At 39.3% G+C, this 14,842-nt stretch carries 11 protein-coding genes; 2 read left to right on the top strand and 9 right to left on the bottom strand.

Annotation, left to right across the window (positions count from 1 at the left end):
• Positions 1 to 755: 755 nt before the first annotated feature.
• Positions 756 to 2,135 carry a TrpB-like pyridoxal phosphate-dependent enzyme gene (locus tag B045_RS0107400; RefSeq protein ID WP_018463641.1) on the bottom strand — a complete coding sequence of 460 codons (1,380 nt, stop codon included), beginning with the start codon at positions 2,133 to 2,135 and terminating at the stop codon, positions 756 to 758.
• A gap of 110 nt (positions 2,136 to 2,245) precedes the next feature.
• Between B045_RS0107400 and B045_RS0107395 the strand changes: the two genes are divergently transcribed.
• Entirely contained in the window at positions 2,246 to 3,661 is a 1,416-nt protein-coding gene (locus B045_RS0107395) for a sodium:solute symporter (RefSeq protein WP_018463640.1), read from the top strand.
• Here the strand turns inward: B045_RS0107395 and trxB are convergent.
• The 6 genes from trxB to B045_RS0107365 all read right to left on the bottom strand — a co-directional run bounded on the left by trxB (position 3,642) and on the right by B045_RS0107365 (position 10,993).
• Entirely contained in the window at positions 3,642 to 4,583 is a 942-nt protein-coding gene (trxB, locus tag B045_RS0107390) for a thioredoxin-disulfide reductase (RefSeq protein ID WP_018463639.1), read from the bottom strand. The genes B045_RS0107395 and trxB overlap by 20 nt on opposite strands.
• A 3-nt stretch (positions 4,584 to 4,586) precedes the next feature.
• Positions 4,587 to 5,141, bottom strand: coding sequence for a glutathione peroxidase (locus B045_RS0107385; protein WP_018463638.1), 555 nt, complete (start codon positions 5,139 to 5,141; stop codon positions 4,587 to 4,589).
• Positions 5,142 to 5,444: 303 nt separating this feature from the next.
• Positions 5,445 to 5,690 carry a hypothetical protein gene (locus B045_RS0107380; protein ID WP_018463637.1) on the bottom strand — a complete coding sequence of 82 codons (246 nt, stop codon included), beginning with the start codon at positions 5,688 to 5,690 and terminating at the stop codon, positions 5,445 to 5,447.
• A gap of 16 nt (positions 5,691 to 5,706) precedes the next feature.
• Complete coding sequence (locus B045_RS0107375) at positions 5,707 to 8,541, bottom strand: putative LPS assembly protein LptD (RefSeq protein WP_018463636.1); 2,835 nt, start codon at positions 8,539 to 8,541, stop codon at positions 5,707 to 5,709.
• Between the two features lie 70 nt (positions 8,542 to 8,611).
• On the bottom strand, positions 8,612 to 9,148 hold the full coding sequence (locus tag B045_RS0107370) for an HDIG domain-containing metalloprotein (RefSeq protein ID WP_018463635.1): 537 nt from the start codon (positions 9,146 to 9,148) through the stop codon (positions 8,612 to 8,614).
• A gap of 69 nt (positions 9,149 to 9,217) precedes the next feature.
• On the bottom strand, positions 9,218 to 10,993 hold the full coding sequence (locus B045_RS0107365; protein WP_018463634.1) for a biotin/lipoyl-binding protein: 1,776 nt from the start codon (positions 10,991 to 10,993) through the stop codon (positions 9,218 to 9,220).
• A gap of 178 nt (positions 10,994 to 11,171) precedes the next feature.
• Here B045_RS0107365 and B045_RS0107360 point away from each other — a divergent pair, with 178 nt between their 5' ends.
• Entirely contained in the window at positions 11,172 to 12,020 is an 849-nt protein-coding gene (locus tag B045_RS0107360; RefSeq protein ID WP_018463633.1) for a lipocalin-like domain-containing protein, read from the top strand.
• Positions 12,021 to 12,858: 838 nt separating this feature from the next.
• Here the strand turns inward: B045_RS0107360 and B045_RS14425 are convergent.
• On the bottom strand, positions 12,859 to 13,737 hold the full coding sequence (locus B045_RS14425) for a tyrosine-type recombinase/integrase (protein ID WP_018463632.1): 879 nt from the start codon (positions 13,735 to 13,737) through the stop codon (positions 12,859 to 12,861).
• An 868-nt stretch (positions 13,738 to 14,605) separates the two neighbouring features.
• Positions 14,606 to 14,713, bottom strand: a complete 108-nt coding sequence (locus tag B045_RS15660; RefSeq protein ID WP_238312045.1) for a DUF6486 family protein — start codon at positions 14,711 to 14,713, stop codon at positions 14,606 to 14,608.
• Between the last annotated feature and the right edge of the window lie 129 nt (positions 14,714 to 14,842).

Here is a 14,842-nt window from a genome sequence, read left to right as displayed (position 1 = left end):
CAAAAATGCTCTATTTTTTGTCCACCAATCTGTCCACCATCGTTTGACATTTCTTATTTCAATATGTTAATACTTAAACGTATACGTTTATTTTATAAATTTAATATGGAATATCAACGATAAAATCAGGAAAATCGAACATAAGGATAAACTAACAACAAACGATACATAAATTATTAACATTTTGATTAGGACCTTTAATCTTAATATTTTACCTTTGCAACATTATAATTAATAATGATATATTGTATCATTTGCAACTCAATTAATCAAGCTAAAAAATGTATGATAAAGATGTTTTTTAAATATCGAAATCACATCAGGAAATATAACATAAGAAGAGAAATGTTTAATGCGAATAGATTAACTCGTTTAAAATCATACAATTTCTTAAAAGTCATTGTTTGATTTTAAATCCTGTCAATCGAAGACAGGTAAAATGACATATTAAGGGCAAACATGTAGAACGTGTGAACGCTTTATTTTTTGCCCATGTCATTTTAAAAGCTATCTATTTACTCCCCCTATTTAATTAGATCTCAAGTAAATAAATGCTATTTACAAGAGCAAGTTATTTGCCAGAACATGGCATTAAGTCTTGTTTAGTATCAATTTTTTCGACTAATATAATGTGACTCAAACGACAAATAAAAGAAAGTGACTCATACGACTAATTAGATTTTAATTATTAACTTAGAACTGACAAGCCCAGCCAAATTATATGACTGGGCTTGTCTCGTATATGTTACTTTCTATTATTTCTTAATTTCATTGATATCAAATTGCGGAACATCTTCAAGATTCTTTGCAATCTCACTGTCGGTAATACTATAGTTCTGAAGATCACCATTAATATAGCTTTCATACGCGGTCATATCTATTAATCCATGACCTGAAAGACAGAAAAGAATAACCTTCTCCTCACCTTTCTCCGTAGCTTTCTTCGCCTCTCTTATTGCCGCAGCAATAGCGTGGCCGCTTTCTGGTGCAGGAATTATACCTTCGGCACGTGCAAAGATCATACTTGCCTCGAAACTCTCCAATTGAGGAATATCTACACCATACATATAATTATCGCGTATAAGCTGACTAATTATCATGCCAGCTCCATGATACCTCAAACCACCAGCATGTATGTTAGCAGGCTTAAAATCATGTCCTAGAGTGAACATAGGCAACAATGGCGTATAACCTGCCTCGTCACCGAAATCATATTCAAACTTTCCACGTGTAAGCTTTGGACAACTTTCTGGTTCAGCAGCAATAAACTCTGTTTTCTTGCCGTCTTTAATATTGTGTCGCATGAAAGGAAATGCGATACCGCCAAAATTGCTTCCTCCACCAAAACATGCTATCACAGTATCTGGATATTCACCCGCCATTTCCATTTGTTTCTCAGCCTCAAGACCTATAACAGTCTGATGCAATGCTACATGATTCAGTACAGAACCAAGAGTGTATTTGCAATTAGGTGTAGTGGTAGCAAGTTCTATAGCCTCGCTTATTGCTGTTCCTAAAGAACCAGGATGATTAGGGTCACGAGTTATGATATCTTTTCCTGCACGTGTACTCATAGATGGCGAACCTTCTACCGTAGCACCAAACGTACGCATAATTGCAGAACGGTAAGGCTTCTGCTGCATACTTATCTTTACTTGATATACAGCAGCTTCAAGTCCGTATAGTTTTGCAGCGTAGCTTAACGCTGCTCCCCACTGCCCTGCTCCAGTTTCAGTTGTTACATTTGTATCACCTTCCTGCTTGCAGTAATAGCATTGCGGAATCGCAGAGTTTATCTTATGTGAACCAAGTGGGTTTGTACTTTCATTCTTAAAATAAATATGTGCGGGAGTTCCAAGAGCCTCTTCAAGCGCATAAGCTCTTACTAAAGGAGTAGATCTGTAATAAGTATACTTCTCGCGCACTTCCTCTGGAATTTCTATCCATGCGTGTTCAATATCCAGTTCTTGTTTTGAACACTCCTTATTAAAGATATGGCTCAGGTCATCGGCATCCAAAGGTTTATGTGTTGCCGGATTAAGTGGTGGCAGAGGCTTGTTAGGCATATCTGCCTGAATGTTATACCAATGTGTTGGAATTTCATTCTCTTGAAGGATGAATCTTTTTTGTCTCATGATAAAGTATTTGTTGTTACTATTTTTGTCTCTATTCTATTTACAAAGATACAAAAAAGAAATTGCTATTTTGTATGTTTACATGCTTTTTTAGTAATTTTGCAACCATTATGATAATTATATTCACCATACTTGCATATTTTTGCATATTACTTTTATTTAGTAGAATAACGAGCAGAAAGGCGAATAATGAGACTTTCTATCGTGCCAACAGACGTTCACCTTGGTATATGGTTGCTTTCGGCATGATTGGAGCCTCTATATCTGGAATCACGTTTGTTAGTGTTCCTGGTATGGCTGTAACCAACGATATGACTTATTTGCAGATGTGTATCGGATTTATATTCGGTTACTTTGCCGTCGCTTTCATCCTTCTGCCAGTCTACTATCGACTCAATCTTACCACGATATATAGTTATCTTAAGACTCGTCTTGGACAACGTTCATATAAGACAGGAGCATCATTCTTTTTACTTTCAAAACTCATTGGTGCTGCTGTCAGATTTTATGTCGTGTGCATAATTCTACAGAAGTTTGTATTCGATTCTATGGGCATACCTTTTCCTATAACTGTTTTGGTTATGGTTGGTTTGATATGGCTTTATACTCGCAAAGGCGGTATAAAAACATTGGTATGGACAGACTCTTTTCAGACATTGTGCATGTTTGTGGCTTTAATCCTCATTATATATAATGTCATAACATCGCTGAATATGAATGTTGGCGAAGCTATCAGCGCTATTGCGTCGAATGTTCATAGCCGAGTGTTTGTATTCGACGATTTCATATCACGTCAGAATTTCTGGAAACAATTTTTCAGTGGTATCTTTGTTGTTATCGTTATGACTGGTCTTGATCAAGACATGATGCAGAAAAACCTTACGTGCAAGTCTCTGCGTGATGCTCAGAAAGACATGTGCAGTTACGGTTTTGCCTTTCTGCCAGCAAACCTTTTATTTCTTTCACTTGGTATACTATTGATGATGCTTGCAAGTAAGCAAGGTATTCCCCTACCAGCAATGAGTGATAATCTGTTACCAATGTTTGCCGCTTCAGGAAATCTGGGAACGGTAGTCCTAATCTTGTTTACGATAGGAATTGTTGCCGCTAGTTTTTCAAGTGCAGACAGTGCCATGACTGCGCTAACTACAAGTTGGTGTGTAGATATTATGGAACGTGATAAAGACGAGCGCCTGCGCAAAATCACTCACTTTGGGGTCGCATTGTTGTTTGTCCTCTTTATCTTGGCTTTCAAGGTAATCAATTCTACCAGTGTGATTGATGCCATTTACATACTATGTTCATACACCTATGGACCCCTATTAGGACTGTTTGCGTTTGGCTTGCTTACTAAGCGCAAGACCAACGACCACATGGTACCATATATAGCAATAATAAGCCCGATTATATGTTTTGCTATCGATACGATAACACAACATACAACCGGGTATAAGTTTGGTTACGAGTTGCTAATGGTCAATGGTGCATTGACATTTGCAGGAATGTTTATTTTCCGATCTCGTTAAGATATTCCTGTGCGTCAAGGGCTGCGCTAGCACCTGTTCCTGCAGCGGTTATCGCTTGCTGATAATGTGGATCGCATACGTCACCTGCAGCAAATACGCCTTCCTTGTTTGTCCTCTGGTTTCTGCTGCCATCAAGCTTAATAAATCCCTGTTCATCAAGGTTTATATAGTCCTTTACAAGATCAGTCTGTGGCTTGTGACCTATTGCTAGGAAGAATCCGTCTATAGCTATATCGTGTTTTTTTTCATCAGCCAAGCCTTCTCTGAACACGATGTGAGCGCCTTCCACACCATTTTCGCCAAACAATCCGAGAGTGTTAGTCTCGTAGAGTATTTCTATTTTTTCGTTTTCTGCTACACGTTTCTTCATAACGTCAGAAGCACGCAGAAAAGGCTTACGTACAATCATGTAAACCTTTGAGCATAGTCCAGCAAGATATGTAGCCTCCTCACAAGCAGTATCGCCACCGCCAACAACGGCAACAACTTTCTTGCGATAGAAGAAACCATCACATGTGGCACATGCGCTTACGCCCTGTCCCATATATTTCTGCTCGTCATCAAGTCCCAGATATTTTGCGATGGCACCAGTAGCGATAATTACGCTTTCTGCTTCAATTTCCACCCCACGATCATCTGTCAGGATATAAGGTTTCTTGCTTAGGTCAGCCTTTACGATTTCACCGTCCCGCAAGTCAACTTCAAATCTCTGAGCCTGTTCGCGTAGGTCCATCATCATTTGGTTACCGTCAACACCTTGTGGGTATCCCGGGAAATTCTCAACGATAGTCGTCTGTGTCAGCTGACCGCCCATTTGCATTCCGCAATATTCTATTGGCTGCAAGTTTGCACGTCCAGCATATATAGCCGCAGTGTATCCTGCAGGGCCACTACCGATGATAAGGCATTTTGTATATTCCATAAACTAAGCTTTTAATAGTTCTTCTATTTTCTTTGCTATATTGCTTATTTTCTCTGTTGGTTCAAATCTTTCTACTATCTGTCCTTTCTTGTTTACAAGGAATTTTGTGAAATTCCATTTGATGTCTGGATTTTCCTTGTAGTTAGGATCTTGCTCCGAAAGCATCTTGTCAAGTACAGGATAGATAGGGTGAGTTTCGTCCCAACCAGCAAATCCAAATTGTTCCTTCATGAATTTATATAAAGGATCAGCGTCTTCACCATTCACTTTCAATTTCTTGAAACGTGGGAATTCTGTTCCGTAATTTAACTTGCAGAAATTATGAATGCTCTCGTCTGTTCCTGGTGCTTGTTGACCGAACTGATTGCAAGGGAAATCTAATATTTCAAATCCTTGAGCATGATATGTTTCAAAAAGCTTTTCAAGCTCTTCATATTGTGGAGTGAATCCACACTTAGTCGCAGTATTAACAATGAGCAGCACTTCGTTGGCATACTCTTTTAGTGATACATCTTTACCTTTTCTGTCTTTGACAGAGAATTCGTAAACAGTTCTCATTTTCTGGTTATAGTTATATTATAATTTATTTTATCTTCTTTTGCAAAGATAATAATTTTATTTTATTTGCGCAATGCATCATGCTACATTAACACAGATTTAGATTTCCAATCTAAGAACAAAGTAATACCGTCCAAAACAGCACCTTCAGTTACTGTTTGACGCAGGAAAAAAGGTAAAAATATCTTTCTTTATTTAAGACTAAATAAAGAAATGTCTACAAGTGAATAAAGCCATAGAGAAGTATATATAACAAAGAACAAGGAAGTATTCTCCTCAAGTCTTTACTCCATCACATTTATTCTAAAGCAATGGTTCTAAATAGGCAATAGCATCAGTAATATCCTCGGCGAATGTTGAATGTTCCAACAGAAAGCCATTCTTTCCTTTAGACATTTCTGAATATAATTCGCGATTCATTTCATTGGCATAATTACCTATAGCATATTCAATGTCGTCTTTCTGACTTTCATTTACAGACTTTGAATAGATATTCCACTTCTGATGAAAAAAGCAATAGGCTGACTCTATACTGTCTTTTGTTATCATCTAGACATATTATATGTTAATACCATTGTACAGCATTGCTATATCCACTTCGCTTATCATATTTCAGTGCATCCGTAAGGGTGCTTGCATTACAACGGAATGTGAAATTATAGCTTGTATAAGGAGCTAGAACTATAGAGCAACTCATATTGAAACAGTGAAGATCGCGCTGCAAACTTGCTGTTGTCATACTGATACCATGATTTTCGAAGTCGTAACCAGACGAGAAGCTGATGTTCCAGCCTTCACTGATACGAAGGTTTCCACTGAAGTTAAGAGTCTGCGTAAACTTATAAGGATAACGCATACTACTTGTATTGAATGTACCAGAAGTATTCTCGCGCATTGTTATACCATATCCGAATGTAAGCGACCATGGCATAGAAAACGTCATATATCCGTCATCATCTGTTGCAGCCTTACTGGTATCTTTCTTCTTCTTTGCCTTGCGCTGACCGTCTATCATTGTATCGTCAACATTTGACTCTATATCTGTATCTAAGCCTTCCTCGTCTTTATCCTTTTTCTTTTTGTCATTGTCCTTTTTGGTATCGTCGCCACCGCCAAACAATTTCTTTATCTTTTCAGGATTCAATGTGTATGAAAGGTTCTGTGACATACCCTGGAAACGTCCAAACTTGCCCATTCCCCAATAAGTATGATTTCCAACATAAGGTTTTCCGCTTGCATCAAGCTCGTAAGCATAAGAGGCAAACACAGCATTCATATTGAATGTATAATTCTTCCACCATTTCAACCTTATATTCATAGACAAGTCGCTCCAAGGTTTCTCCTTAGCAGCCATGTTATATGACATATTAAAACCAAGGTTATCAATGATGCTCAACTTTCTGTACCCAGTAGAATCCTTGTCAGACTTGACTTTCATCTCAATATTATTGTCAAGACCAAAACTAATGTTACCTGTCTTTCCCTGTCCAGGAGTACCATACAATCCATTCTGATATAGAGAATACTGTACTAAATCTACAGAACCATCTGAATTCGTACGTTGATAGGTATCATAATATCCATATCTAGAAGCACCGAAGTCAGGAGCATAACTAAAACTTACTGTTGGTGTGAGTACGTGGCGTATCGTTTGTATCTTATCACCGAATATCTTTCGGTTTGGTGTCCAGAAACCATACAGTTTTGTACTGGCACTTACACTAAGGTTCCAGTTATATACATTATGGAATCCATACGTTGTATCAGCAACTTCCTTTTGTGCCTTCGCATCCCACGACCGCGTAACCTTATTTGTATACATACGGTCGGTGAAATTGAAAGACGGATTAATATTAACGTAGTTGAACAACGTAAAATTACCACTTACAGGAATCTGATGCTGCATACCGTTTTTCCAGTCCTTGATAAGACTAGAGTTCAACAGTTTGTTTTCTTTTGTCGTAATAGAGTTACTAACCTGACCGGTATAACTCATTGAAATCTTTTCATACCAACGTTCCTTACCTACTGCGTGAGCACGCTTAAATGGGTAGAAACGACTAAGACTGATATTCAGGTCAGGTAGTGTCATTGCGATACTTGAGTCACGCATATTCTGGCTCAAGTTAGCAGTGCTACTCAAAGACAGACCTATATTAGAGAATATTGTGCTCCAACTTACAGAAGATGTACGTGTAGACTGTGTCATCGTCTGCGGGTTATACAAACTTCCCATGTTGTTGTGTTCATAACTGGAAGTTGCAAAGTTCACGCTTGCCGACAAGCTGTTAAAGGGATTAGCCTTTGCATCCTGCCTGTGGCTCCATTGAATTTTGAAACTTTCCTGACGTGTATAGTCTGGCATGCCCTTGTCACCAGTCTGAGTGTCCTGATAACTAAAATAAAAGCTGCCGTTATATTTATATCGCTGTCTATAATTGCTTGCAGCACTTATACCCCATGAACCTTTCGTATAAACTTCGCCCAGCAACTTTAAGTCCCACTTATCGTTCATGGCAAAATAATATCCACCGTCACGAAGATAGAAACCTCGAGTACTTTCATCACCATACGTAGGCATTATGAAACCACTAGAGTAACTCTTCGAGAAAGGAAAAAATCCATAAGGAATAGCTAATGGCAACGGAACATCCGCCACGACAAGATATGCAGGTCCGAAAACCACATCCTTGCCAGGACGCACCTTTGCACGCGAGAGTGCTATATAAAAGTCAGGATGCTTCTCGTCACATGTCGTGTAGCGACCATGCTTCATAAATATCTCACCGTTATTGTTGCGCTTAGAAAGTTCACTTGTCAGAAAGCCTTCCTGCTGCTGGGTGTATACACTGCGAATAAGTCCCTTTTTGGTTTTGAAGTTGAATGCCATGGTATCACTTTCGTAATTATCCGATCCCATAGCAAATGTAGGAGTTCCAGTAAGTTTTTTCGTAGAATCCTTAATGACTCCAGTTGCATGCACAATGCTACTATCCATATTCAGAGCAATCTTCTCACTCTTCAGGTCCATCGTCTCGTATTTCACATTAGAAGATCCATAGAGATGCGCCACTTTTTTCTGTGCGTCATACACCATAGAGTCGTTTGCCGAGAAGTTTACAGGGGCATCAATACCGTTTTTTTTCTTCTTATTTACCGAATCAAGATGGATAGAGTCATCAACCAATTTATTGTGATGATAAATAGCCAACTGCAGAGAGTCCATCTTGGTTGTATCAATAATAGCACGACCGAGTGAATCCCTTATAACAGAATCGTTTACTGCCATTGAGTCTACAGAGGCCAATTTCTTGTGCCTCTTAAATAACTGGAAGTTAGAACCCGCCATAACAAACATGACAGCGAGCAACAGAATTGCTATAAACGAAATTTTCCTCATTCAGTCTGCAAAGATAATAATAAGTTTTTAGTTTTATGTTCTTAGCCTTTAGTTTTTTGTTTTTTAAACCTTATTCAAACATCATTTCCCATTCCTTAAAGCGCTTTAAGCCATCTTCTCCGAATTTAGCGAGACTTTTCTCTGCTTCGTTTATAGATTTCTCTACTTCAGGATGAGTTTTTGAAAAGAATTTATCAGCATAACATATCACTTTCTCTTCCATCGTTTCTGGCAAAAAGTCCTCATACGGAAGTGGAAGCTCAAGTCTTTTTATTTCTTCCTTTCCTATTCCGGCTCCGGTATGTCGCTCGCAAACACGGGCATGAGCTGGATATCCCTCAGCACGCATCATCTCGGCACCTATTCTTCCATGTATCAGATAAGGTTCACTTCCAAAACAATATATCCCAGGAGCATGACATTTTATGATACCGATATCATGAAGCATGGCAGCCTCCTCAACAAATCTACGGTCGAGATTCAGTTCTGGATGCAAGTCACAAATCTTCAGCGCACGCTTTGTTACAAGACTGCTGTGAGTCATAAATATATAGCGCAGTTGGTTGTCCTCGGTATAATATTTATCTATAATATTCTGATAGTTCATAGCCAGATGATAAAAAGGGGAAAGGGCATAGCCCAATCCCCTCTGTATTAACATTGAAAATATTTTCTATTATGCTTCAGGACGCTGGATATAAGCGATGACATCACCCTTATTAACCTTTGTTCCCTGCTTTGCGTTGATTTCTACTAGTTTGCCACCAAGAGCTGCATTGATTGTCTCAAATTCACCCCATGAAGTACAAATATAGCAGAAAGCATCACCTTCTTTATATTCTTTACCGATATATGGCTCTATTGCAGGAGCAGCTTCACCTTCACCCTGGAATTCCCAGAATATCTGTCCCTTTACAGGAGCAACAATAGCATCAGCCTTAGCGTGCTTGAATGCAGCAGCCTCTTCAGGGCTTGTCTTTGCACCAAGTTTAGCGTCCTTAGCCTTCTGCAAGTCAGCAAGGAAGTTTTTCTTAGCCTGACCGCTCTTGTAGTTGCGATACTGCTCTGGATGCATAGCAAGTTCAAAGAGTTCCTCGTTGTCCTTACCATATTCCCATCCATTCTCGTCCATTTCTTTCTTGAAGTCGTCAAGAGCATTTGTCAACAATGTATGAGGATCAGCATCAGTGAACTCACGTCCCTGCTTCTTTGCCAATTCTATCAACTCTGGAGAAATTGTTCCAGGAATCTTTCCACTCTTACCAAGAATCATACCCCACATAGACTCATCCATCATCACGAAGCGACCTTTACCCTGCTCCATTGTGAGAAGATTCATCAATGCGATGTTCTTTGTATACTGACTGAAAGGAGTTACCAATGGAGGATAACCAACACGTGGCCATACATATTCTACTTCATTGAAGAGCTTTACAAGCATGTCGTCAAGAGAAATTTCCTCTTCCCCCTTCTTCTTACGAAGATTGTTGATAGTCTGACGAATACCGCCAAGGTCTGCCATCATAGAACCCATCATACCACCAGGAAGTCCACAACCAAGAAGCAAAGAAGACATTATCTTGTTTGCTGGGTTGATGAAATATCCAAGCCATTCATCAATGAATTCCTGAGTAAGGGCACGAGCCTTCATATATGCGTTCATGTTGATCTCAGGTACATCAAAACCTTCGTTCTTCAACATGCTGATTACTGATATTACATCTGGGTGAACTTTACCCCATGCCAATGGCTCAATAGCTGTATCAATGATATCACAACCATTATTACAAACCTCAAGAATTGAAGCCATAGACAAACCAGGACCTGAATGTCCATGATATTCTATGATAATCTCAGGATACTTGTCCTTGATAGCCTTTGTCAGTTTACCAAGAAGTGCTGGCTGACCAACACCTGCCATATCCTTAAGACAGATTTCTTCAGCACCGGCTTCAATAAGCTGATCAGCTATTTTTGAATAGTATTCCAATGTGTGAACAGGAGAAGTTGTGATACACAGAGTACCCTGTGCAGTCATGCCTGCTTCCTTAGCCCACTTTATTGAAGGAATAATGTTGCGCACATCATTCAAACCGTCAAATATACGAGTGATATCTGTTCCCTGAGCATGCTTTACCTTATACATAAGTGCACGAACATCATCTGGAACTGGATACATACGGAGTCCATTAAGACCACGGTCAAGCATGTGAGTCTTTATGCCTGCCTCGTTAAGAGGTTTACAAAAAGCACGTACAGCTTCATTAGGGTTTTCACCAGCAAGAAGGTTTACCTGCTCGAAAGCACCACCATTAGTCTCAACACGAGCGAAACAACCCATTTCAATAAAAACAGGAGCTATGCGCTCAAGCTGATCCTTGCGAGGCTGGAACTTGCCTGAACTCTGCCACATATCTCGATAAACGAGACTGAACTGAATTTTCTTTCCCATATTATATTTTGTATTTGATTTTTATAAAAAAACAGATAATATATCGCCATTGTTCCATATATAAACAGAACCCTGGTGCTAATCAGCGTGCAAATTTAGATAAAAAATTCCAAAAACACCACCATTACATCCATTTTTTACAATTATTCCCTTATATTTGCACAAAATTTGTAATGTTATGAGATTTAAACTATTCGCCATTATATCAGCCATTTTACTGTCTGTCACAGCATGCAGCAACAAGGATAACAAGAAGTCTGACCCTATGTCGGGACATACTAATGATGAAATGAAAATGACAGGCGACAAGACTGTCTACGGACTAGCTTGCGAAGGCTGCAATGACTCTACAATCCTACTACTTCCTAACGATGGAAGTGACCCAATAAAATATGATATCATTGATGCTCACAACAAAAAGCGTGTGCTTGGAAACATACATGTGGGAGACTGGATTGGTGTTGTATTGAATAAATCTGATAAGCATGTTGCCGACGAAGTTGTAAATCTAGACGAATTAAAAGGTATATGGTGCTACGTAGTCATGCCGAAGATGCGCAACTACGAGAACATGAGCAAAAAATTACAGAAGCGTATAATGAAAGATATGCCAGACTCTGTGAAACAGACTTATCTTGTGCCTCGCGAATATGGATTCTGGCTTAGAAGACAATGGACTGCACAAAGCGTTGGATATGTTAGTTCGCAGAGTTCACTTGAAGATGAGAGTCCTGTTGTATATCCTCAGTTAGGATATTTCACCAGTTGGCATATTTGGAATGGCAAACTTGTTGTTGTGAGTGCAACTCCTATATTCAACAAGAATAACACCATTACCACCATAAATCCTAAAAACAACACCTGTAATATTGATTATCTTGGCGATGACTCACTCGTTCTTAGTGACCGTGACGGAGCAAGAAGCTATTACAGAAAGAAGGATATCAAAGATGTAAACGTGAAGGCTAAGAAAATTGCAGCGCAACTTAAAATAGAGGCTCTACAAAGAGCAAAAGATCAGGAATAGTTTCCTATTCCTTTTTTAATATGCGTTTTGTGTGTGTTCAATGAATATTTTTCATTGTCACAAACAAGTAAATCAGCACTTTTGTAGCATTCTATAATGAATATCATATTGGCTAATTAAAAATGCCTCTCCCCTCACAGGGAAAGGCATTCTAAACACACACTCTTGTGTGAATACCCCTGTTAAACGACTCATAATAAACAGGGAACGATAGAATCTATGTTCTATTAATTCAAGTAATATTTAGATCAGGCCGCGGTTCTCACGAATCTGATTTAGACATGATACCGCTGCTGCAGCATCATGACAGGCCTTCAATTTAAGTTATTTTTATTTGATGCGATTAAGCATCTGTGTTTATATTCATCTAGAAAATTCGACGGCATACGTGTTTTATGATAACTGTCGTTTGTTCTATATATCAGAGACGACATAGCCAATTTAGTATTTATCACTTTCTCACCCAAATCGTATAGTGATTAATTCAGAGGGTGCATTTAATATTTCTATTTTATAGAATTCTGTTACTTCACAAGTAACAGAAAGAATTCTGAGTCAATGGCATAAAAATAGACGAAAAACAGGATAAACGCCCCCCTTTGCGCACCTTATACGGTTAGTACGCAATAAAAAATGATAATTATGTGAAGATTTAAAATGTGTTTAAAAAAGATGCATTAAGATAAATTGTGCCTTTTTATTTACATACCATGTTATTTTATAGTTAATTTATGTGAAATCATATGCGTATTTGTGAATAATTATATACATTTGTAGTCAAATAGTAAACGCTGTTACTTGTGAAGTAACGGCTATTTTTTTGCCTATCTTTTTTATACTATACAGCCCCTATATATCGGCATATTTTGCTGTTTACAGCACCAATTTCAGCAGCACTGAAACCACCTAAATATATCTGTGTGGTTCTGATGCTTCGGTGCCCCAGAGCTGCGCTGATAAGTTCCACAGGAACATGGTTGCGGAGGGCTGCTGTTGCCCATGAATGTCGAAGCGTGTACGAGGAAACACGACAGGTGATGCCAAGAGTGGCAGCAAGCCGCGATATACATGAGTTGAAGTGACGGAGACGTGACTGGTAGCGGCGATAGCCTTCTGCGGTACGCATGTCACTCCTAGGCATCTTCAAATCATTGACTATTTTCATGGTTCGTTTCATCACAGAGATGCTTATGCTCGTACCCGTCTTATAGCGGTTGTAGGTGAGGACTCCACTCTTGACGCTGCCGAAATTGATATTCATAAAGTCTACGAATGGCATGCCGCACAGACTGTATAGGGATGCCGCAATCTTTTGGGTACGCTTAAGTGCTGGTTTCTCTATCTTGCTACAGAGGAGAGTTTTAATATCCTTAACATCGAGAGCACGCCTGCGGCTAATATCAATACCTGTATAGACATCATGGAACAGGCGGTAAACAAAGTGAGCATATCCGGCATCTACACCCTTGTTATAAATAGCACGGAGCATACGCATGTAGGTGGAAATCGTGTTGGGGCAGCAGTTACGATAGCGAAGCTCACGCTCATAGGCTACAAGGCGCTTACGGTTTATATCAGTAAACTGAACTTCGCTGCGGCGAATGTAATTAGTAAAAGACTTCAGTGCGTTACGGTAAAGACGGGCAGTGGCGAAACGTCCATCAGCCTCTAGCTGAGCCGAACATCTCACTGCAAACTGTGAAAATGATAATGACATATTAGATAATGATTTTAAAAATAAAACACAAAGTTACAACACTAAAGGCGATTAACAAAGGTGGGATTATTAAAAAAGATGAAAGGTGCATAGACAAAGGTGTGCTATAAATCAGTCTAAAACAGTCTCCTGTCAATAGCCGATGCATTATTGTAGACAAAATACAGGATTGCAAGTTAGAGCATAGCTAGCTTGAGCTATGTTGAGTGCAGCCAATATTATTTATAAAATAGCAGCATCGTTTCCTGCACTTACCGCAACAGGCTTTCTCTGCGACCTCTGCGTTATCTGCGAGAGAATAACACGCAAGAGTACTCAAGTTATTGCGCAACTGAAAACCCAATGTCTCTCGCAGATCTCGCAGATTTACGCAGACAAAACCCAAAACCACAACAACATCCCGACCTGTCTTTCTCTGCGATATAATGCAGCCTTGCTGCATTCGTCTGCGTCATCTGCGGGATCTGCGGGAGAATATTCACGTAAGAGTACTCAAACAATATACACAGAAGAAACCCAATGTCTCCCGCAGATCTCGCAGATTTACGCAGACAAAACCCAAAACAACACAAACTACAAACTGTCTTTCTCTGCGAAATAATGCAGCCTGCTGCATTCCTCTCTGCGTGATCTGCGTGATCTGCGAGAGAATAACACGCAAGAGGACTTAAACTATCAGCGAGAAAACTAACAACGCGTTATTTGCGAGAACCATAAACGATTAAGAGGGATGCGCGTTAGCGCATCCCTCTCTCGTTATCCTGCAATCCATACCGTGCAGCTAAGTAGCGCTGTGAGCGCTGCGATTAACCATATTAAGTTGGTTATGATTTTAATTAAGTCGTTGAAATCGTGATAGCTCATTCGGCTATTCCTGTGTTTCACTCTGTTGCGTTCCGAGCAACCCTAGAAGACTTGAAGCGATAGCGATTACTATCTTGATGATCCATGAAATGTTTACTTTGTTCTTATCCATTTTGTTCTGTTTTTAATTCGTTGTTTTTGTGTGTGTTGTTAAAACAAAGTCCCCCCTGTGCGCATCAGAGGGGAACGATGTTTAAGGCTTTACTACTCCGCCGTTTGGATCACCTGCAGCTGATGCAGT

Source organism: Segatella paludivivens DSM 17968 = JCM 13650, assembly GCF_000373185.1.
GTDB lineage: Bacteria > Bacteroidota > Bacteroidia > Bacteroidales > Bacteroidaceae > Prevotella > Prevotella paludivivens.
This window is presented reverse-complemented; position numbering and strand designations above follow the sequence as displayed.